Origin of the sequence: Moritella sp. PE36 (assembly GCF_000170855.1) — a bacterium.
Classification (GTDB): Bacteria; Pseudomonadota; Gammaproteobacteria; order Enterobacterales; family Moritellaceae; genus Moritella.
Genome location: NZ_ABCQ01000001.1, coordinates 349,091 through 371,012, shown reverse-complemented (window position 1 = coordinate 371,012; position 21,922 = coordinate 349,091). Strand labels below are relative to the sequence as shown.

Below are 21,922 nucleotides of genomic sequence, written 5' to 3'. Positions count from 1 at the left end.
TTAGAGCCTGCATTCGTTTGTAAATAGGTGACCGCTTCACCGGCTTTGACCGTACCAATAATTCGATATTGGGTCCCCGGACCTGAATGCATATAAATCGCCACATCATCACTGATATAACGTGTTTCTTTGGCAAAGCTAGATACACTAACGAGTGTTAGCAGTGTTGCTATAATGAGTTGTTTAATCTTCACAAGATGTCCCGTAGACGAAGTATTATGGTAAGCATAATAAGTATAAAATCGAATTTCGACAAGCCTCAGATGCTAGTTTTCCATCACAAAAATATAAATTGAGTGGATTTACAAAAAAGGCAATCAATTTTCTGATTGCCTTTTCATCACAATGTAACCAATTACACTACAAAGATTGCTTCTAAGATCTTGTAGAAGATAATTGAGAGCAATGCACCAGCTGGTAGTGTCACGACCCAAGATACCACGATCGTTCTGACGACGTTGAGATTCAGTGCCGCAATACCACGCGCCATACCTACACCTAACACAGCGCCTACGAGCGTTTGTGTGGTCGAAATAGGTAAACCTGAACCCGAGGCAATAACAACCGTTGTAGCGGTCGCTAGCTGTGCTGCAAAGCCACGGCTTGGGGTTAGTTCGGTGATGCCGGTGCCGATAGTTGACATTACTTTATGACCCATAGTCGCTAGACCAACCACGATACCGAAACCACCGAGTGGTAAGATCCACCACGCTAGCTCGGCTTTTTCGGCAATTTCGCCACCGTGTTGAACAATAGAGACCACCGCTGCTAATGGACCAATCGCATTGGCAACATCGTTAGAGCCGTGCGCAAATGCCATTGCACAAGCGGTAATGATCATTAAGATACCAAATACTTTCTCTACATTAGAGAAGTGCATGTCTTTGTCATTACTTGGGCTGTAGTCCTGTTTGCTGATATAAATGGCACCAACAATAGCAACCAGTAGACTGATCACTGCCGAAGCGGCTAATGCTTCACCTGTGGTTAAATGTAAACCAACATGTTTTAGGCCTTTTTTAATCGTGACCATTGCAATTACAAATGTCGTTAGAGCCATGTAGAAAGGCACGTAACGCTTGGCGTTAGACAGCGGATCTTTGGTATCAAAAATGAGTTTTTGAATGCTCATAAAGGTGATGTAAGCGATGACACCTGAGAGTACGGGTGTGAGCACCCAACTACCAACAATACCACCGGCTTTATCCCACTGTACGGCTTCTGGACCAACACTGACAACCGCAAAACCGATGATGGCACCGATAATTGAGTGTGTCGTTGATACTGGCCAGCCAAAAATTGATGCGATCATTAACCAGGTACCCGCCGCAAGTAGCGAAGCGATCATACCAAATGCTAATGCATCAGGGCGGCCTTGTTCTTTAAATACGGCAAGGTCAACAATACCTTTACGGACGGTATCTGTTACTTCACCACCGGCTAAATAAGCACCGGCAAATTCAAAGATGATGGCGATAAAGATCGCTTGTTTTACGGTCAGTGATTTGGTACCTACAGAGGTCCCCATTGCATTTGCTACGTCATTGGCACCAATGCCCCATGCCATATAAAGACCGAAGACAGCCGCAAGAAACAGTAGATAAGGACCGTATGCTTGAATGATTTCCATTATTTATATACCTATAGTGATCTTAATTACGCGCTAGCATTAGTTCGAGGCGTGCGCCAACAGTTTCGGCTTGATCGGCTAAGCCGCCAACCCACTCTAAGATTTTGTAAAGGAACATAACATCAATTGGATTGTAGTTATTTTCAATTTTACGTAGTTTCTGACGCAATACGATCTGCATTGCATCGGTATCATCTTCGATAGAATCAAGTTCGTTGATCATGTTTTCAACAAGATCAACTTCACGGCCTCTAAAGCCAGTTTCAAGCAGTTCATCTAGTTCATTAATGGCTTTTTTAGCCTGCGCTGTTGCATCAATGCAACGTTTTAGATACAGCGTGAAATCATCAGCGATTTCGGCCGGAAGTTGCAGGTTACGACCGATAACACGACCAGCAATATCTTTCGCACGATTGGCGATCTTATCTTGTTGAGTCAGTAGGTCTAACATATCGGTGCGATCGACAGGCATAAAGATACCGCGTGGTAGCTTTAAGCGGATTTCACGTTTTAATACGTCTGCATCTCGCTCACATTGTGAGATCTGCTGGCGGATAGTTTCAGCCTTATCCCAATCTTGTTGCGTCGTTGCAGCAAAAAATGGCACAAGTAATTCACAAGTCTCATGCACTTTCGTGATGTGTTCTTGTAATGGGGTAATCGGCGACTTAGCAAAAAGTCCTAAAATCGTATTTACTGGCATAGCCATAATCCATGTATGTGACAATAATATGTGCACTTTTGAAGATGTCGGGAATGTTAAACCACTCTCACAAGTTTGCAATATAAAAATTGCTTAATTAGCGATTGAATTAGACCAATATCAATATATTTCTGTTTTTAACTGCTAATCATATTCACTAATTAGGTATTTAACCTTAGACAGCTTTTAAAAAAATTGGTAAGTTTTATACTTTAAAGTGCGGGATACGCTGTTTTATCTTGGCATTATTTTTATCGTTTATGAGTCTAGCGAGGCCGGATGAGTACGGAAGTTGAAATAAAATTTGTTGTTAAACCACAGGTTAAGTCACAATTAGAAACACTATTAGCTGATTACGTGATAATCGAGCAGGCTGTTAAGCCTTTATCTAATACCTATTTCGATACAACGACATCCCAATTTCGTCAATTCGACTTTGGTTTACGCACGCGTAAAAGTTTAAATTTTGCCGAGCAAACGATTAAAACCGCCGGTATTGTGCGTGGCGGGTTACATCAGCGCCCAGAATATAATTTATCCTTGGATGGTGACGTACCTGCATTGGTGGACTTTCCAGCGGAAATATGGCCACCAGATACCAATATTGCCCAGTTACAAGCAGATCTTGTCGATTTATTCACCACAGATTTTGAACGGACTATGTGGCATATACAGTTGCCTAATAGTGCTGAGATTGAAGTGGTATTTGATCAAGGTATGGCGCGCAGTGGTGACAATAGCTACCCGATCTGTGAAATTGAATTAGAATTGGTGCGCGGTACTATTGCTGATCTCTTTACGCTAGCTCAGCAGATCACCCAATTAGATAATGTGCGTTTGGGTAATGTCAGTAAAGCAAAACGTGGTTATCAACTTGCGGGTTTATATCATCCTAAAGTTAAGCCCCTGGTGCTAACGATACAGAAACGCGAAGCAGAAACCTTAGCTGATATATTTTTAACGACACTGACTCAAAGTTATGCGCATTGGCAGCATCATGAACAGTTGTATTTGGACACTCAGGATATTGATGCACTCGCGGAAGTATTAGTTGGGGTAACGTTGATCCAACAGACAATGCAAACGTATATTAATATCTTGCCTGAGATTGGCCTGAAGCAGACGGAATTAAATTGGTTGCAACAGCAGCTGTCAAATGTTGATCGGGCGACACAATTGCAGCATGTGCTGATCCATAATGGCCAATTGCTGCGTAAATTCCCAGAATATAAGCGCATTAGTAAAGAGTTACAAACACTACAAAGCAGCTATATTGATTTTACCGACATTGACACACTGTTTAATAGCTCTAGATATGCCCGTATTATGCTGTCGGTCAGTCAGCTATTAAGCCAAGGTTTAAGCAGTGTTAAGCTTGATAGTGGTCATATAGTGTCATTTTCAAATAGCCATTTACAAGCAAGTTGGCAAAATGTACTTGATTCGCCTTTATCAGAAGCGCAATTGGATGCCGCTGGTTATTTACAGCTGCAGACAAAATTAAAACAAAATTTGTTAATTGGGCACTGTTTTAGCCACCATTATGCATCGGAATGTCGTGATAAATTCCGGTTACCTTGGCAAGATATTTTGCAGGGCATTGAGGATTTAGCCGTATTAGATATGTTGATGATTGTGGTTCGGCAACAACCGGAAGCGATTGCGTTGCAAATTAATAAGCTGTTAATACGTCGTCAGCGTTCATTACTGGATGCGATGGAGCAAACACGGCATCAAGCATTAACCATGCGCCCCTATTGGTTAACAGAGTAAATAAGTGGTAATCAGTGGCATGTGGATGTCACTGATTACCAGTTATTGATAGTTGATAGCTCATCCTCTCATCCCACAGGGCGAGAGCCGAATAAGAGCCGAGCAAGCCTCGTTTGACGGATTATTCTGAAAATTTCACCAGATCTTCAATCACTAACTTTTTAATTTCTAATTGCTGCTCTGGTTGTAAGCCATATTTTTCAGCTAACTCAATATAATCTTGGTTGTTTAACGACACTGTCAGACGCGGTCTTTTCGGCCGTTTATTCACGGTTAAACCGAGAATGTCGCGGATCTGTTCTGATGGGCTTAAGTTATGATCTAGTGCCGCTTTTCGGATCTTGTATTGGATCTTTTCATCCATATCAAATGCTACCTGAACCGCTTTCATCGCCTTCTGGGACGATAGCCATTTTTCCGGTAACTCACGTGATTTAACCATGTTTAATCTGCCTTGTACTGTGTTTATGCTATTGGCCAGTATCCGGTAATACTGTCATTACCAAGCTGTACGGTCAAGTACACATCTGTATCACCGTTATTATGCACCATAATATCGATTAATTTGTTTTCTTTAGCGTCATGTAAGTGATAAAACTCAAACTCCCGACCAGGGTTTTCATCGGTATATTGCGACGGCGCTGAGGTTCTAAAGTCGGTTCTATGGTGATAACCTACAGTGGCAATATCTTGCTGGTAATAACGTTCAGCATGCCAATCACCTAACGAAACGGGCTGTTGGCTAGGTAACTCAGTAAAACCTTCTTCAAACACATCACTAAATAAGTCCAAATCGAATAACTGTGAGACTTCTTCACGCGTGAGCTCCAAGCTGAGTTGGAAATTGTTGTGATCGTGACCAGGCAGGGATAACCAAACATACGTCTGCTGTTCACCTTGTAGCTTAAAGCGTGGGTAATGTTGGTGTTCAAACTCCAGCGTTTCAATCGAAATTACTTCAAACTTTTGCTGACGCACTTCACTGGGTAAAGTGAAACTGTCGCTAAATTCGATAATATCACCAAGAATTAACTTGCTGACGTGGTTGAGGTCGCGGGTTGGGGTTGTTGGTTCGGATTTTTTAAATAATTTTTTGAAGAAGCTCATTATTATTCCTGTCATATAGCGGAATGACAAAAAGGAACAGCACGCTTTCACGTCGGCTGCTCCTATTAAAAATTAATGGCGTTGTTGCTGCGCCATTAACGTTATGGCTGTGATCAGTCTATTTTGTTATTAAGTTTAGCTATTTTGCTTTGCTTTCAAACGTTCTAGTACCGAGTTAGCGCTGCTTTGTTGCTGGCCAATACCTGCTTCAGCTAGTTTCGCTTTTAATGATTGGTCGCTGCCTTCTGCTTGTAATTCATCAGCTGCAAGCATACGATCATCAAAATCTTGCTGTTTTTGCTTGATGCGCTCGAGTGAATCTTTGGCACTGAGCAGTTTTGAATTGCTGGCGCTAAAGTTGTCAGTGATAGCGGATGTTGCTTTTTGTACGCTATCAGTTGTTTTCACCATCGTTAATTGGCGTTGATGCTCAGACAATTGACGTTCACTTCTCTTCACTAAGTCTTTTAGTTTAGTTGCGCTGCTCGTAAAGCTATCTAGATTTTGTTGCTGCTCGATAACTTCTTGCTCTAGTTGAGCAATTTTTTCAGCCACTTCTAGCGCTAACGCTTCGTTACCGGCATTTAATGCTTGTACTGCATAACCTTCGTGCTCTGTTAGGTTAGCTTTAACGCGATCAAGTTCACGGCTAGATTGCATTTGCTTTGCCATCACGTCCGTTAAATTACGTTTAGCATTGGTTAAATGAGTTTGGGCATCGCGAATTTCTTGTTCGAAGATACGCATTGAGTTTGCATCAACAATACCTTCACCTACTTCACGGGCGCCACCACGGATCGCGGTCATAATTTTCTTAAAAATGCTCATAAACTTCTCCTTCGAAGTAGGGGTTAAACTAAATAATCTGATAATTCAGTAATAACTTCGAGACTGTTATCACTTAATACAACTAACTCATGCTCGATATCGGCCATGGTTGATTGCACTGATAATGCGCCGTATACCACATACATATCATCAATTTTAGCGAATGATGACAGCGGCATTGGGATGTTAAGTTCTAACATCGCTTCTAGCATTTCGACTCGTTTTTCTGCTTTAACTTCGTTTTCGCCCCATAAATAAGCAATACAAAGAATTTGCTCATCAGTGACAGAAACAAAGATTGGAATTTCTTCACGACCTTCAACGTCGACACGTAGAACATCAACATCACCCGAAATTGGGGTACAGTCAAACTTATAACCTGTGTCAGACTTGTCGCCAAGATCATTAAGATAATTTGCAATTTTATGTATGTTCATCTGGTTCCTTTTTGACATATTATGTCTAAGTAAGTTTAACTTTAAGCCTCAAGACATAATATGTCAAGCGACTTGCGCTTAATTTATACTATTTTATAGCATTTATATATGTATCGATTACTTTGTTTGGTCTTGCTACTAACAAAAAGTTCATTGTATTCATAAACTAGCTGCTACATCGCACGTCGAAACATTAAATTAATAATGCCATAAGGATGAACGCGATGGATAAATTGATGGCCATATCCATCGCGGCGATGCCAACGTTATTTTGTAAATCTACTTCTTTATTAATATTCACGCCATTGAGAATTATTTTTTTGGCGATGATGGCAAGGATAGTAAAGGTGGTCAGCATTACAAAGCTAAACAGCATCCACGAGCCTAATGTGGTCAACAGATTGGCGGTATCATAATAGATATAGTTGCTGGCTATCGTTACCGCGATCGCAACCCCAATAAGATAGCCGCCATGCCGCAGTGCCACCGCAATATTATTATCTTTAAAAGCCTGTTGCATGGAGGTACCGAGATTGCCGCGTGAATAACGGTGTTCACGGTAACGGGTCATGAGTAACATAATCGTTTGATAAATAAGGAAACCGCAGAAGATAGCAATGAAGGTGATGAGTTCTAAGCCTTCAGCCCAAACCAGTGTCGAACGAATAATAATGGCGGTGGAAATCGCGGCACAGGCATCGACAATCGCCACGGCGACGTTACGTTGGGCAATTTCGGAATTTTTATCAAGTTGATTGAGAGAGACGCGATCATGGATCCAGCGCCCCAGTTTGATCAGTACTAATCCGGCGAGACCATAAAGGCTCATGCCTAATATTTCGATGGGTAGCGTGGCGGCTTTTTCACCTGAAATAGCCCCAGAAAGCACGATGCCTAAACCAAAAATGGCACCCGCCAAACTAATACCAAAAGCAAAATTGTCACGCTTGGCCAGTTCATCTATGGTATCTATGTTGTCGACAGTGCCGGTGAAAAAGCGCATTGCGAATAAAAATGCTAAGGCGATGATGAGGTCGGCAAGTAAAAACAGCAACAGATCCGACGATAAGATAGTTTCAAACACAGACATTAAAGGTTACCTTCTCTTACGATTTTAGCTGCCATAATCGTTTACTAATGATAAATTAATATCGCTAAGTAATAGCATGTAAGACATAGCATGTCTATCTGTGCATTGTTGATATAAACAGCCGGTTTAAATTGTTGAATTAATTGGATCTCAAGCCTTAATTATATGGATGTCATTTATGAGTACAGAATGTCAAATTGTTGATGTATTAGCGGATACAGGAAGTATGTATTGGCAGCGTTGGTGTGAGCGCAATGAGCGTGACTTAGCCTTGTTGTCTGCCGAGCAAATAGCGCAGAGCCAACGGGTGTTTTCGTTAAGTGATTTTATTGCGGAAAGCTGTATTAACAATACTGGCTTACTTAACGATATTTGGCAGTCTGGTCTACTCTCACAAGCATCCCGAACTGCACACGTCGAAGCACACTTAAGTGAGCAGTTAACGGCTTGTGATTCTGAACCGGCATTATTACGTACGATACGAAAATTTCGCCGTTTTCATATGTGCATTATCGCTTGGCGAGAGCTACTACAATTTTCTCAGCTAACGGAAAGTTTAACCCACACCTCTCACCTTGCTGACCGTTTAATCGAAGGTGCCTTGGACTGGTTATACCAACTACAATGTAAAGAGCAGGGGACACCTGTAAACGCCGACGGTGTGAAGCAGCAGTTGGTTATTTTAGCCATGGGCAAGTTAGGGGGTGGCGAACTGAATTTCTCATCTGACATTGATCTTATTTTTACTTATCCAGAATCCGGCGAGACTGTCGGCGCTGGCCGTACGGTGACGAATCAAAAATTCTTCCAGCGCTTAGGCCAGCGATTAATTGCGGCATTACACCAAGTCACTGCCGATGGTTTTGCTTACCGTGTCGATATGCGTTTGCGTCCGTTTGGCGATTCTGGCCCCTTAGTCATGAGTTTTAATGCGTTTGAAGAATATTACCAGAACCAAGGCCGAGATTGGGAACGCTATGCCATGGTGAAAGCCCGTGCTTTGGGTGGTAATGCAGAAACCAGAGTTGAACTTGAAAAAATGCTCCGTCCGTTTATCTATCGCCGTTATGTGGATTTTAGTGCCATTGATGCGCTGCGTAATATGAAGGCCATGATTAAAGCAGATGTACGCCGTAAGGGGTTGAAAGATAATATTAAACTGGGCAGTGGTGGTATTCGGGAAGTGGAATTCGTGGCACAAACCTTTCAGCTTATTCGGGGTGGGCGTGAACCGGTACTACAAATTAAATCCTTGTTAGCAACGCTGAAAGTATTGCAGTCGCTTGGTGAGATCTCTGCAGAGAGTTATACCGTGCTTACCGAGAGTTATTGTTACTTGCGCCGAGTCGAGAATATTCTCCAGCAAATAAATGATACACAAACCCAAACCTTACCGCAGTCAGCGTTAGATCGCAGTCGGTTAATTAGTGTATTAGGTTACGCTGATTGGGATAGTTTTTATGTGCATGTTTATCAAGTGATGGCGGCGATCAATCGCGAGTTTAGTCAGGTGATTGGTGGGGATGATGAGGATAATGAAGAGTCACAACCGGCGTTAGATTTATGGCATTTGGAGCTATCAACGGATGAAGCGGTCGCCTTGTTGGCAGAATATGGTTTAACCCAGCAAGATGCGCAAACTTTTGCTCACGACCTAAATCATTTTAAGAGCGATTATGCCCGTAAAACTGTGGGTCCTCGAGGTCGACAAACCATAGAGAAATTATTGCCTAAACTGCTGTTTTCGATCCTGAAAGCGGATGACCCTGTGGCGTTGTTACCTCGTATTATTGCGTTGTTATTAAAGATCTTGAATCGAACTGCATATTTAGAATTGTTAGTCGAAAATGACTTAGCATTAACCCAGTTATTACGTTTATGTGGTGCCAGTCCGATGGTGGCGAAGCAGCTGTCGAGTCACCCGATTTTATTAGATGAGCTGTTGGTGCCATCGCATTTGTATCACCCCACGCCATTGCATGAATATCGCAGTGAATTACGTCAGTTTATGTTGCGTATCCCTGAAGAAGATCAGGAACAGCAGCTCGAAGCGTTACGTCAATTTAAACAAACCCAATTACTGCGTATTGCCGCCGCCGATATTGCCGGTGAGTTAGCGTTAATGAAAGTGAGTGATCACCTGACTTGGTTGGCGGAAGCCGTGATTGATAACGTGGTCAACCTAGCATGGCAACAGTTAGAAGAGAAACACGGTATACCGCACAATGTTGTGGAAACCGGTGAGAAAGGTTTTGCGGTTGTCGCTTACGGTAAGCTGGGTGGTATTGAACTGGGTTATGGTTCTGATCTGGATCTGGTGTTCATTCATAATTGTGAAACCGCAGGTATGACCAACGGCGCCAAAGAGATTGATAGTCGTCAGTTCTATCTACGTCTTGCGCAACGTATTATTCATATTTTTAGTACCCGCACCAGCACTGGTATTTTGTATGAAGTGGATATGCGTTTACGTCCATCGGGTAACTCTGGGGTACTGGCTTGTCCGGTATCGCGTTTCTTGGATTATCAGAGTAAAGAAGCATGGACCTGGGAGCATCAATCATTAGTGCGTACGCGTATTGTTTATGGTGATAAGTTGATTCAAAAACGGTTTAACGAGGTGAAACGCAGTATTCTTGCCAAACCGCGAGATACCGCCGAATTGCAAAAACAAGTGGTGGAAATGCGTTTGAAAATGCGTAACCATTTACTCAACGCCAATGCCGACCAATTTGATATTAAGCAATCAGAAGGCGGCATTACCGATATTGAATTTATGATGCAGTATATTGTGTTAAATCATGCGGCGCAGATACCCAAGCTGCAGCTGTGGCCTGATAATGTCCGTATTATTAGCCGTTGTGTGGCTGAAGGTTTAATTAGCCAAACATTGGGGGAGGATTTAACCGCAAGTTACTGCCAAATGCGTGATGAGATCCACCGACTTAATTTATTAGGTAAAAAAGGGATTGTTGCGAATAGTGAATTTACGGCGCAGCGAAAAGTCGTGACCGACTATTGGCAGCAGTTGTTTGCTGTGTAAACGAAAGCGATAACCAAAAAAAGCGATTGCTGCGGGCATTATTTTTCCGTTAGCAATCGCTTTTTTAGTTTTACGACTTAGTTGTCTATTTACTTATATATATCAGCTTACTTATACAAGCTCGGCTCACCTTCTGGACGGGTTTTAAAGCGGCGATGTAACCACATGTATTGTGGCACCTGCTCTAAAATAGATTTTTCACATTCTTTATTACAGATAGTGGCATCTTCCACTTCGTTCCCGGTTGGGAAATTTTCCAGTGGTGCGCGGATCGTTAACTTGTAACGGCCATCCGGCAGACGACAAGACGATGCTGGGTAGGTTTTCGTATTTTTCCCCGAGGCAAACAGCGTGGTACCAGTAATGGTACAGGCTTTATCAACCGCAAAGAAGGGGACAAATACGCTGCGACGAGGACCATAATCATGGTCTGGGGCATACCATAGTGGCTCACCTTCATCGAGTACGCGTAACATGCCTTTGATATCTCGGCGATTGATTAAGGCTTTATTTGACAGGGTGCGACCACGGCATTGTAAATATTCCATCAATGGATTTTTGTTCGGACGATAGATTGCATAGGCTGGTCGTAATAGACCAAAGATACGCGCTGATATTTCCAGCGATAAAAAATGCGATCCCAAGATCAGCATACCGTTACCATCCGCTTTGGCTTGGTCGATATGTTCTTGTCCTTCGATAACCATGTTTTGCTTAATACGCCAATCAGGCCAGAACCAGGCATTGGCAGTATCAATAACGGCTAAACCAGTATATTCAAAATTCTCTTTTGCTAATGCTGCGATTTCGGCCGCAGATTTATCCGGAAAACTCAGTGCTAGGTTTTGTTGCGCTGTTTTTAGACGCTTGGGTACAATTTTCGCGACCAATCGGCCTAACGCACGACCCAGAACATTTTGAATATTGTTCGGTAATAAGGAGATAAACCACAAAACAGTGGCGGCGAATAGTAATGGCCAGTGTTTAGGATGTAGAAATCGCCCTTCAAACTTGGTATTTTCTTTACTTACCATGGGGGTGTTGGTTTTATTCTTGTCTGTCATGGAAACATCTCATTCGCGTGAGTTAATATTATAAATAAAAGCAAGTAACTTATATTTATACGTTTAATTGGTTTGTGTTTGGCTGTTACAGAAGATTTTAGTTATAAAAAAGGCGACACACATGGTCGCCTGGGTATTCTGTGTTACGTTTTGCTTAGTTGCTCGTTTCTAACCCAGCATTGACTAAATCAATATCTTCAGCGTTCAACGTACCAGCGGCTTGTTTCAACTGTAACATACTAATGATGTAGCTATAACGCGATGCGGACAATGATTGCTTCGATTGATATAACGTCTTTGTCGCATCTAACACATCAATGATGGTACGGGTACCAACACCAAAGCCAGCCTGCGTTGCTTCTAAAGCACTTTGAGAGGACTTAACCGTTTGCTCGTAAGCTTTAATAGAGCTTAATCCGGCAGTTACGTTGTTGTAAAAAGTACGAATTTTAGTTTGTACTTCACGACTCGCTCTGGTTAATTGCTCTTGGCTTGCTGTGACTTGGTAAGCTGCTTGTTTCTTTGCCGACGTTACTGCGCCGCCTGTGTATAGCGGCATGCTAAATTCGATGCCGACATTAGCAGAAGAAACTGTGCTTTCTAAACCTGCTCCACCATTACTATAATCATCACCGTAGCCGGTGTACTGGGCGCCAGCATTTGCCACCAAATTCAATGACATGTTATCTGCAGAGCTTGCTAGCTCGACGTTACCTTCGGCAATTTGCTTGGCAATACGTTGGATCTGAATGGCTAAGTTTTGGTTGTTAGCGGTGGCTAACCAGTTATCACGTTGACCGTCTGGTGCTGTAGGGCTAAAGCGTTTGGTATTTAACGTTGCAATGTCAATATGGGTTAAACCGGTAATTTCAGTTAATGACTCGTAACTATTGGCTAAGGTATTTTCAGCATTAATGACATCTGCCACCGATAAGTCAAAGCTTGATTGCGCTTCTAAAACGTCTGTTTTATCCGTTAGACCGACATTATAACGTTGCGTTGTTTGCTCAAGTTGACGCTCTACCGCTTCTTTATTACGGTTAGAGAATTCTAAGGTATCGTTAGCGCTCAATACGCTGAAGTAGGCATTTGCTACGCGTAAAATCAGATTTTGCAGTTCAGCTTGCACTGCAAGTTCACTTTGTTCGGCTTGCTTGGCAGCTTGGCTAACATTAATGAAATTACTTTCTTCATATAATGATTGGGTTAGACCAATACCAACCGTACCCGTTAGAGCATTACGGTTAGACGTTTTATTCACTGTAGTGGTGTCACTCGTAATGCCGTAACCCAGATCAGCACTTAGCCCAATTTGTGGTAAGTTAGCTGCTTCTTGTTCAGTAATCTTCTCTAGTGCTGCATCACGGTTTGCTTGTGCTTCTAAGTAAAGAGGATCTTTGGTCAAGGCTTGTTGAAATATTTGCTGTAAATTATCAGCACTGGCTGAGTGTGCAAAAAATGCCAGACCGCAGGCTAGAAGAATTTTATTAAACTTCATTGGTGGTTACCTTAAGTGTAAATAGTTGCCGTTATGAATTCGCATAACAATAAGTAATGATAACTGCTTAGTCAAATTAATAATTATCCAAAAGAGATAGTTAGATTAATAGGATGATTTCCATCTTATACTAGGTGTTATCTCAAAGCTCGAGTTTTAAACGTTGAATCAATGTCGATATGGAATTATTAGTACATTTACTAGGAATTATCCTTAAACCCTAGCAGCCCACATGGTATTCACCGTAACCCTTTATTATCAGTATATTTTAGGAGATGTAAATGAAAAGTCGAAAGTTAGAAATACGATCTGAGTATGATATTGCTGATATTGAGATCATAAACAAACAACAGGTTTTCAATGGTTTCTTTAAAATTAACACTTATACCTTTAAACATAGGCTGTTTGCTGGAGGTTGGAGTGGTGAAATAAGCCGAGAAGTATTTGAACGTGGAAACGCGGCGGCAGTGATCCCTTATGATGCGAGTCGTGATGAAGTGGTACTGATAGAGCAGGTAAGAATTCCGGCGATAGAATCAAGCTCACAACCTTGGTTACTGGAATTAGTGGCAGGCATGATCGATAAACAAGGTGAAGACTCTGCCGAAGTCGTGAAACGCGAAGCATTAGAAGAAGCAGGTGTGACGATTGGCCGTTGTGATTTCATTATGCAGTTTCTTGTTAGTCCCGGCGGTACCAGTGAAGCTATCGATTTATACGTGGGTGAGGTCGACAGCAGCACAGCGAAAGGCGTTCATGGTTTAGCCAGTGAAGGTGAAGATATACGCGTACATGTGGTGAGTCGCGAAACTGCTTATAATATGGTGCAAACAGGGCGAATAAATAACGCATCGACTATTATTGGTATCCAGTGGTTACAATTGAATTTTCAAGCATTGCAAAAGTCTTGGCTGTAGCGCTACAATGGTGAATCGGCCTCTCCATCGCTAAGTCATTTGAATCTATGATGATTAGAATTGTGGAAATGTGTGCTGGTCAACAGATTTATTGGCCCGTATTAGGGTATGCTAGTAGCTAAGTAATCTTGTAATCAGTGTGTCGATTGGCAGTCTTCGTCATTACTAGACAACATATAAGGATAAGGGTTAAAGATTATTGTGGGTGCGGACATTTCTAAGTTAACTGTAAAGCATAATGTGATTAATTTATTACAAGTGACAGATACTCATTTGTTTGCCACCGCTGAGAAAGATCTGCTCGGGGTGAAAACGCAATTGAGTTATCGGCATGTCATTGATGCTATCCTCCAGAATCAACAACCGTTTGATGCTGTGCTTGCTACGGGTGACATTTCTCAAGACAATACGCCTGCGTCTTATCAATACTTTGCTCAACATATTAAACGTCTAAATAAACCGTGTTATTGGTTGCCGGGTAATCACGACAATATTCCACTGATGGCCGATGCTTTAAGAGCCGAAGGTGTGTTGGCGGATAAATATAAAGTTGTTGGTGACTGGCAAATTGTTTTACTCGATTCACAGTTAACGGGCTCTCCAGCCGGTTATCTCGCGCCCGAACAACTGCTTCTGCTTGACGAACAACTTAGCGCGCACCCAGATAAATTCGCATTAGTGGTATTACATCACAATGTTTATCCTGTCGGTTGTAAATGGCTAGACCAACATCTCTTACGTAATGCCGATGCATTTTTAGCGATACTTGCGAAACACCCGCAAGCCAATCATGTGTTATTTGGCCATGTTCATCAGCAATTGGATAAAACCTATGCTGGTATTCACTTTATGGCCTCACCATCGACTTGCTTCCAATTTAAACCGCATTGTGATGAATTTACGCTTGATGCCCGTGCACCGGGCTGGCGTTATTTGCAGCTGCACAGTGATGGTTCGATTAACAGTCAAGTTTGGCGTTTGTCGAACAACGATTTTAATCCCGACCTAGAGTCCAAAGGTTACTAATATTCTGGCTAGCCTTGCCCTGATCTATTAACGTTATTGAGGTAATGATACGCCTCGATACTCCCCCATTATGCTGAGGTAAATGAATACATGGCTCCCATGCTTCTGCTCTATTTGCACGGTTTTAATAGTTCGCCAAAATCGGTTAAAGCACAACAAATGGCCGATTATCTTGGCTTGTACCACCCTGAGATAACCATTGAAATTCCGAATCTATCGCCTTATCCGCAACAAGCGTGGTTACAGATAGAAGCGATTGTGGCACGTTATCCTGATTATCAGTTAGGCGTGGTGGGCAGCTCACTCGGTGGTTATTATGCGACGAAAGTGAATCAGGTATTTAATTGTCCTGCGGTCATTGTTAATCCGGCGGTCAAACCTTACGAGTTGCTGGTGGATTATTTAGGCGAGAACACCAATCCGTATACTGACAATGTATTTACCCTTACCGAACAGCACATAGATGAACTACGTGCATTGGATTGTCCGACATTAGTTCACCCTGAAACGATCTGGGCACTATTACAGACCGATGATGAAGTGTTAGACTATAACCAAGCAACAGCAAAATATAATGCGGCAAAATTAACGGTAGAGCAGGGCGGTGATCATGCTTTTATCGGATTTGAACGTTATCTTAGCGATATTTTAACCTTTCTTGCATTCAAGTAGATGTAACGAACAGCATAAAAGAAACTCATGACTCAAGAATATAACGCGGGCTCGATTGAAGTCCTAAATGGTCTCGAACCAGTACGTCGTAGACCCGGTATGTATACCGACACAGTACGCCCTAATCACCTTGGCCAAGAAGTTATCGATAACAGTGTCGATGAAGCGTTAGCTGGTCATGCTCAGAGCATTACCGTTACCTTACATGCAGACCAATCGCTAGAAGTGAGCGATGATGGTCGTGGTATGCCGGTGGATATTCACCCTGTGGAAGGGGTGAGTGGTGTTGAGCTGATTTTATCTAAGTTACATGCGGGTGGTAAATTCTCGAACGATAGTTATCAATTCTCCGGTGGTCTACATGGGGTAGGTATTTCGGTTGTAAACGCATTATCTAAACGCGTTGAAATCACCATTCGCCGGGGTGGCCAAATCTATCAAATCGCCTTTGAACATGGCGAAAAGGTGTCTGAATTAGAAGTGATTGGTACAATTGGCATTCGTACCACGGGTACCAAGGTCCATTTCTGGCCGGATCCGAGCTATTTTGATTCGGGTAACTTCTCCGCTAAACGCTTGGTGCATAACTTACGCGCTAAAGCGGTATTGTGTCCTGGCTTAAGCATCAAATTTGACGACAAAGTTAATAAAGAAAAACATGCCTGGTGCTTTGAAAAAGGCCTAGAAGACTACTTGATGGAGTCGCTAGATAAGTGGCCGACAATACCTGAAACGCCGTTTGTGGGCAGTTTTTCAGCCAACAATGAAGCGGCTGATTGGGCGGTGATCTGGTTGCCTGAAGGCGGTGAATCGGTGACGGAAAGTTATGTTAACTTGATCCCGACAGTGCTCGGTGGTACCCATGTTAATGGTTTACGTCAAGGTCTGCTCGATGCCATGCGTGAGTTCTGTGAATTCCGTAGCTTATTGCCACGTGGCGTGAAGTTAACGCCGGATGATATTTGGGATCGTTGCTCTTATATCTTGTCGGTTAAAATGCAAGACCCACAATTTGCCGGACAAACCAAAGAACGTTTGTCATCACGTCAGTGTGCTGCGTTTGTTTCTGGTGTGGTTAAAGATTCGTTTTCATTATGGTTAAATTCCAATACCGATCTGGCTGAACTGCTGGCTGAAGTGTGTATTAACAACGCCCAGAAACGCTTAAAAGCCAGTAAGAAAGTGGCGCGTAAGCGGGTGACCAGTGGACCTGCATTGCCGGGTAAATTAACCGATTGTTCGGGTCAAGACCCAATGCGTTCAGAACTGTTCTTAGTGGAAGGTGACTCTGCTGGTGGTTCTGCGAAACAAGCGCGTGATCGTGAGTTTCAAGCTGTGATGCCATTGCGCGGTAAGATCTTAAATACCTGGGAAGTGGATTCTGCCCAAGTACTGGCTTCAGAAGAAGTGCATAATATTTCTGTGGCGCTGGGTATTGACCCTGACTCGGATGATATTTCCGGGTTGCGTTATGGCAAGGTCTGTATCTTAGCCGATGCCGATTCCGATGGTCTACACATTGCTACCTTGTTATGCGCCTTGTTCTATAAACATTTTAGAGCCATGGTTGAAGCCGGACATGCGTTTGTGGCCATGCCGCCGTTATATCGTATCGATATCGGTAAAGAAGTGTTTTATGCATTAGATGAAGCTGAGAAAAACGGCATTCTCGATCGTATCGAAGCCGAGAAAAAACGCGGTAAAGTCAACGTGCAACGTTTTAAAGGACTGGGTGAAATGAATCCGTTACAATTGCGGGAAACCACCATGGATCCTAATACCCGCCGGTTAGTCCGTTTAACGATTGATGATGCAGACGAAACATTCGCCATGATGGATATGCTACTTGCCAAAAAACGCTCTGCAGATCGCCGGGCTTGGTTAGAAGATAAAGGTAACATGCTCAGCGATAGCTAGAGGATAGTTTTAGCTAATATTATTGAAATAAAGAGCAATGTGATAATGGATGCATTGCTCTAAGTCCTTTCTGTTTTCTCTTTGTAAAACCAGCTGATTTTACTTCTTTTTGATCATTATCAGTAAATGATAGATTAACATAACTAATTATGAGAATTATTATCATTTGCACTTGTAGAAAGTTTTATATTCTTATAAACTCCGCAGCATATTGTAAATTATGTAAACAATTCGTATTAAGAGGTAAGGATGAAAAAAGGAATATTTAGTTTATCTGCTTTGGCATTAACAACGTCACTCATGAGCGCAACGGCTTTTGCTGGTGAAGAAGTTAATATTTATTCAAATCGCCAAGCGAATTTGCTTAATCCGATCCTTGAACAATACACTAAAGATACTGGTGTGAAGGTGAACATTGTATTTGCCAAGAAAGGACTTGCAGATAGAATGAAACGTGAAGGTCGCTTATCAAAAGCCGATCTATTGCTAACAACTGATATCAGCCGCTTAGTTGAAGCTGTTGAAAGTGGTGTTACTCAACCAGTATCAAGCGATGTATTAGAAGACAACATTCCTGCGCAATACCGTGACCCAGATGGCGAATGGTTTGCACTGACTACACGTGTACGTAACATCTACACATCACGTGAAGTTTATGGCGACGTTGCTAACATCACTTACGAAGAACTTGCAGACCCTAAATTTAAAGGTCAAATCTGTATGCGTTCGGGTAAACACCCATACAACGTAGCGCTTATTTCATCAATGATCTCGCATCACGGTGAAGCTGAAGCTAAAGAATGGTTAAAAGGTCTTAAAGCTAACCTTGCACGTAAACCACAAGGTAACGATCGTGCACAAGTTAAAGCGATTAAAGAAGGCGTTTGTACTGTTGCGCTAGGTAACAGCTACTACTTAGGTAAAATGTTAAAAGATCCAAAACAAGTTGCTTGGGCTGAATCGGTTAACATTAACTTCCCTAACCAAGAAAACCACGGCGCGCACGTGAATGTTTCTGGTATGGTATTAGCTAAATACGCACCGAACAAAGGTAACGCAGTTAAACTGATGGAATACCTGTCTGGCGCAAAAGCACAACAAATGTATGCTGAAGTTAACATGGAATACCCAGTTAAAGCCGGTATCAAAGCATCTGAGCTAGTTTCATCTTGGGGTGAATTTAACGCAGATTACATGCCTGTCGCAGAAATTGCAAAACATCGTAAAGCTGCACTAAGACTACTTGATGAAGTTAAGTTCGACTTGTAGAATACATATACCCCTAAGTTTGTTAGGGGTTAACAGTTGAAATTGCAACTTAATTGGTTGCCAATTGGCTGATTTAAAGGTTGGTAAAGTTACGTTGTAACTCGCCAACCTTTTCGCGTATCTAAACAGGAGTTATTTTTCCGTTCATGAATCATAAGTTAGCCTTTTCTTGGCATTCTAGTAGTTGGTTTATTGCGATCATGTTAGCGCTACCTATTGCGGCATTGTTTTATCAAGCAATGGGTCCCAGCGCAGATGTTTTTCAACACCTTATTGATACCGTTCTCCTCGATTATGTTCAAAATACCCTGATCCTTGTTTTTCTGGTTTGTTTAATCAGCTGTATTATTGCTTTGCCTGCCGCTTGGCTTATTGCCATGTGTGATTTTCCCGGCCGCAAAAGCTTACAATGGGCCCTCATGTTACCAATGGCGATGCCTGCTTATATCGTGGCTTATATTTATACTGATATGTTTGATTATGCTGGGCCGGTACAAATTGCTTTACGCGCCGTGTTTGGTTGGGAAAGTGCCCGTGATTATTGGTTCTTTGATATTCGTACCATTCCCGGTGCCGCCACTGTTTTAGCGTTAGTGTTATATCCTTATCTTTATTTGTTAGCCCGTACTTCATTTCTGGAACAATCAACCAGTCTTATCCAAGCTAGCCGTATGTTGGGCAGTTCTGCATTGTCGAGTTGTTTACGGGTATCGTTGCCCCTTGCGCGTCCAGCGATTGCGGTGGGGTTATCTTTAGTGGCGATGGAAACTGTGGCTGATTTTGCCACGGTGAATTATTTTGCGGTAAATACGCTGACGACAGCGGTTTACGATACTTGGATTGGCCACGGCAGTTTAACGGCCGCCGCGCAATTATCGGTGATGACATTATCGGTGATCTTATTATTTGTCGGTTTAGAACGCTTCGCTCGGCGTAAGCAGCAAGTGTTTCAAAAAAGCATGCTGCATGAACAAGAAGTACGTTATCAATTAATTGGCGCGGCTAAATACTTGGCAATGGCTTGGTGTTGGTTATTAGTGTTTGCTGGTTTCTTATTACCGTTTGCGGTATTAGTTAATTATGCATGGCATTATTTTGCCGAATCTTGGACTGAAGAGTTTTTTCAATACAGCGCCAACAGTTTAATTCTGGCGGTGGTCGTGGCGAGTCTCGCGGTTCTCTGCGCAATATTACTGGGTTTATACCGTCGTTTAGTTGGCTCTAAATATGCGGTGATCCCTGCACGTATTAGCACCATGGGTTATGCGTTGCCTGGTACAGTATTGGCTATTGGTATCATTATTCCGTTGACCTCGGCTGATTTTTTATTAAATGACTTAACGGAATTCTTATGGGACTGGACACCGGGTCTGGTCTTTACGGGCACGACCTTTGCGCTTATTTTTGCTTATCTTATTCGTTTTTCAGCCATTGCGGTTGGTTCGATAGAAAGCAGTATTGATAAAATATCGCCGTCGTTAGATATGGTGGCACGTACGTTAGGACACTGTCCCAATAGCATGATCCGTAAAGTACATATTCCTTTGATCCGTAAAGGGGTATTAGCGGCGTTTTTATTAGTCTTCATTGAGTCAATGAAAGAGCTGCCTACGGCCTTGTTATTACGTCCATTTAATTATGAAACACTCGCCACTTATGTGTTCCAGTTCGCGTCTGATGAAATGTTAGAACAGGCTGCTCTGGCGGCAATTGTGATCGTGTTAGTTGGATTGATCCCGCTTATTTTCTTGAACCGTTCTTTGGAGCAACAGCACTGATGACTACATCTTCTTCACTTGCTTTACGTATTTCAGATCTACATTGTAGTTATGCTGGCGTTGATATTTTAACGGGACTGGATCTGGATTTAGGTAAAAATGAAATCCTGTGTCTATTAGGACCAAGTGGCTGTGGTAAAACCACCACGTTAAAATTGATTGCCGGGTTATTACCACCAACCCAAGGCAGTATTGAGATTAATGGTCACGTGGTTGACAATAGCGATCTTAATGTCGCGCCTGAAAAGCGTAACGTCGGGATGATTTTTCAGGATTATGCGCTATTTCCACATTTAACCGTGACTGATAATGTGTTATTCAGCCAATATAAGCAAAATAAAGCCAAGCAAAAAGAGACGTTGGATTATGTGCTTAAATTAGTCAATTTGACCGAGTTTGCTGACCGTTATCCACATCAACTATCCGGTGGACAGCAACAGCGGGTCGCGATTGCCCGCGCTTTAGCCAATTCACCAGAGTTGCTATTATTGGACGAACCTTTCTCTAATATTGATAGCCAAGTACGCCATCACTTGATTGAAGAGATGCGCGCTTTACTTAAATCGCATAACATGAGCGCTATTTTTGTTACCCACAGCAAAGAAGAAGCATTTGCTTTTGCCGATCGTTTAGCTGTTTTCCATCAGGGTAAAATTGAGCAGCTCGGCACGCCAAGTGAGTTATATAACCGACCTGCTACGCGCTTTGTGGCTGACTTCCTCGGCAAGGTTAACTATTTAGATGCGCTGGTATTAGATGAATACCGAGTACAAACTGCATTAGGTGTGATCGCCAGCAAGCAAAAATTAACAGCGGCGGTTGGTGAGCATAAATTGGTCGCACTACGACCGCAGCAATTAAAATTAGCACTTATCGAACAGGGTATTGCGACGATCACGCAGCAGCAGTTCTTGGGCATGACCACACATTGTACTATTACATTAGTCGATAATGATAAGGAATTATCGGTATCTATGCAGCAACCAATGGTGATTGGTAATGTGGTGAGTGTAACGGTAGAAGATCATGATGTGGTATTATTTGATTGTGACTAACAGTTAATGCTGTTCATGTTTCATGACTGTTAATAGTTCATGACTGTTAACGGTTAATGACTTCTAAAGATATATGTTTGGCGTGATTCCACTCAGCGCCAAACATGGGCAGTAA

19 protein-coding genes are annotated in these 21,922 nt (G+C 42.4%); 9 read left to right on the top strand and 10 right to left on the bottom strand.

The features are described 5' to 3' along the window. From PE36_RS01705 to PE36_RS01695, 3 genes are all read right to left on the bottom strand, one after another. The coding region (locus PE36_RS01705; RefSeq protein WP_006030206.1) for an SH3 domain-containing protein at positions 1-194 on the bottom strand (194 nt) is incomplete at its 3' end. Positions 195-355: 161 nt separating this feature from the next. Further along, a complete protein-coding gene (locus PE36_RS01700; RefSeq protein WP_006030205.1) occupies positions 356-1,630 on the bottom strand; it encodes an inorganic phosphate transporter in 1,275 nt (424 codons plus the stop codon). A 22-nt stretch (positions 1,631-1,652) separates the two neighbouring features. Beyond that, complete coding sequence (locus PE36_RS01695) at positions 1,653-2,333, bottom strand: TIGR00153 family protein (RefSeq protein ID WP_043993608.1); 681 nt, start codon at positions 2,331-2,333, stop codon at positions 1,653-1,655. Between the two features lie 279 nt (positions 2,334-2,612). On the opposite strand from PE36_RS01695, the gene PE36_RS01690 reads away from it, so the two are divergent. Then, positions 2,613-4,106 carry a CYTH and CHAD domain-containing protein gene (locus PE36_RS01690; RefSeq protein WP_006030203.1) on the top strand — a complete coding sequence of 498 codons (1,494 nt, stop codon included), beginning with the start codon at positions 2,613-2,615 and terminating at the stop codon, positions 4,104-4,106. Positions 4,107-4,227: 121 nt separating this feature from the next. On the opposite strand, the gene PE36_RS01685 is transcribed toward PE36_RS01690, so the two are convergent. The 5 genes from PE36_RS01685 to PE36_RS01665 all read right to left on the bottom strand — a co-directional run bounded on the left by PE36_RS01685 (position 4,228) and on the right by PE36_RS01665 (position 7,568). After that, positions 4,228-4,548 (bottom strand): hypothetical protein, encoded by a 321-nt coding sequence (locus PE36_RS01685; RefSeq protein ID WP_006030202.1) that lies wholly within the window; start codon positions 4,546-4,548, stop codon positions 4,228-4,230. A 23-nt stretch (positions 4,549-4,571) separates the two neighbouring features. After that, on the bottom strand, positions 4,572-5,213 hold the full coding sequence (locus tag PE36_RS01680; protein WP_006030201.1) for a hypothetical protein: 642 nt from the start codon (positions 5,211-5,213) through the stop codon (positions 4,572-4,574). Between the two features lie 135 nt (positions 5,214-5,348). Then, complete coding sequence (locus PE36_RS01675) at positions 5,349-6,041, bottom strand: PspA/IM30 family protein (RefSeq protein ID WP_006030200.1); 693 nt, start codon at positions 6,039-6,041, stop codon at positions 5,349-5,351. A 23-nt stretch (positions 6,042-6,064) separates the two neighbouring features. Further along, entirely contained in the window at positions 6,065-6,478 is a 414-nt protein-coding gene (locus PE36_RS01670) for a YjfI family protein (RefSeq protein ID WP_006030199.1), read from the bottom strand. A gap of 193 nt (positions 6,479-6,671) precedes the next feature. Beyond that, positions 6,672-7,568: a DUF350 domain-containing protein gene (locus PE36_RS01665; RefSeq protein ID WP_006030198.1), complete on the bottom strand. Its 897-nt coding sequence runs from the start codon at positions 7,566-7,568 to the stop codon at positions 6,672-6,674. A gap of 178 nt (positions 7,569-7,746) precedes the next feature. Between PE36_RS01665 and glnE the strand changes: the two genes are divergently transcribed. Then, entirely contained in the window at positions 7,747-10,611 is a 2,865-nt protein-coding gene (gene glnE / locus PE36_RS01660) for a bifunctional [glutamate--ammonia ligase]-adenylyl-L-tyrosine phosphorylase/[glutamate--ammonia-ligase] adenylyltransferase (protein WP_043993606.1), read from the top strand. 107 nt (positions 10,612-10,718) lie between these two features. Here the strand turns inward: glnE and lpxL are convergent, their stop codons facing one another. Both lpxL and PE36_RS01650 read right to left on the bottom strand, forming a co-directional pair. After that, positions 10,719-11,675 carry an LpxL/LpxP family Kdo(2)-lipid IV(A) lauroyl/palmitoleoyl acyltransferase gene (gene lpxL, locus PE36_RS01655; protein ID WP_006030195.1) on the bottom strand — a complete coding sequence of 319 codons (957 nt, stop codon included), beginning with the start codon at positions 11,673-11,675 and terminating at the stop codon, positions 10,719-10,721. Positions 11,676-11,829: 154 nt separating this feature from the next. Next, positions 11,830-13,173, bottom strand: a complete 1,344-nt coding sequence (locus PE36_RS01650; RefSeq protein ID WP_006030194.1) for a TolC family outer membrane protein — start codon at positions 13,171-13,173, stop codon at positions 11,830-11,832. A 281-nt stretch (positions 13,174-13,454) separates the two neighbouring features. Between PE36_RS01650 and nudF the strand changes: the two genes are divergently transcribed. The 7 genes from nudF to PE36_RS01615 all read left to right on the top strand — a co-directional run bounded on the left by nudF (position 13,455) and on the right by PE36_RS01615 (position 21,807). Beyond that, positions 13,455-14,090 carry an ADP-ribose diphosphatase gene (gene nudF, locus PE36_RS01645; protein ID WP_006030193.1) on the top strand — a complete coding sequence of 212 codons (636 nt, stop codon included), beginning with the start codon at positions 13,455-13,457 and terminating at the stop codon, positions 14,088-14,090. A gap of 201 nt (positions 14,091-14,291) precedes the next feature. Then, entirely contained in the window at positions 14,292-15,116 is an 825-nt protein-coding gene (gene cpdA, locus PE36_RS01640; protein WP_006030192.1) for a 3',5'-cyclic-AMP phosphodiesterase, read from the top strand. 90 nt (positions 15,117-15,206) lie between these two features. Next, complete coding sequence (gene yqiA, locus PE36_RS01635) at positions 15,207-15,788, top strand: esterase YqiA (protein WP_006030191.1); 582 nt, start codon at positions 15,207-15,209, stop codon at positions 15,786-15,788. 27 nt (positions 15,789-15,815) lie between these two features. Then, on the top strand, positions 15,816-17,705 hold the full coding sequence (gene parE / locus PE36_RS01630) for a DNA topoisomerase IV subunit B (protein WP_006030190.1): 1,890 nt from the start codon (positions 15,816-15,818) through the stop codon (positions 17,703-17,705). 249 nt (positions 17,706-17,954) lie between these two features. Beyond that, a complete protein-coding gene (locus PE36_RS01625; protein ID WP_006030189.1) occupies positions 17,955-18,974 on the top strand; it encodes a Fe(3+) ABC transporter substrate-binding protein in 1,020 nt (339 codons plus the stop codon). Positions 18,975-19,120: 146 nt separating this feature from the next. Beyond that, complete coding sequence (locus PE36_RS01620; protein WP_006030188.1) at positions 19,121-20,752, top strand: iron ABC transporter permease; 1,632 nt, start codon at positions 19,121-19,123, stop codon at positions 20,750-20,752. Continuing rightward, entirely contained in the window at positions 20,752-21,807 is a 1,056-nt protein-coding gene (locus PE36_RS01615) for an ABC transporter ATP-binding protein (protein WP_006030187.1), read from the top strand. The genes PE36_RS01620 and PE36_RS01615 overlap by 1 nt, the downstream gene beginning before the upstream one ends. Positions 21,808-21,922: the final 115 nt, after the last annotated feature.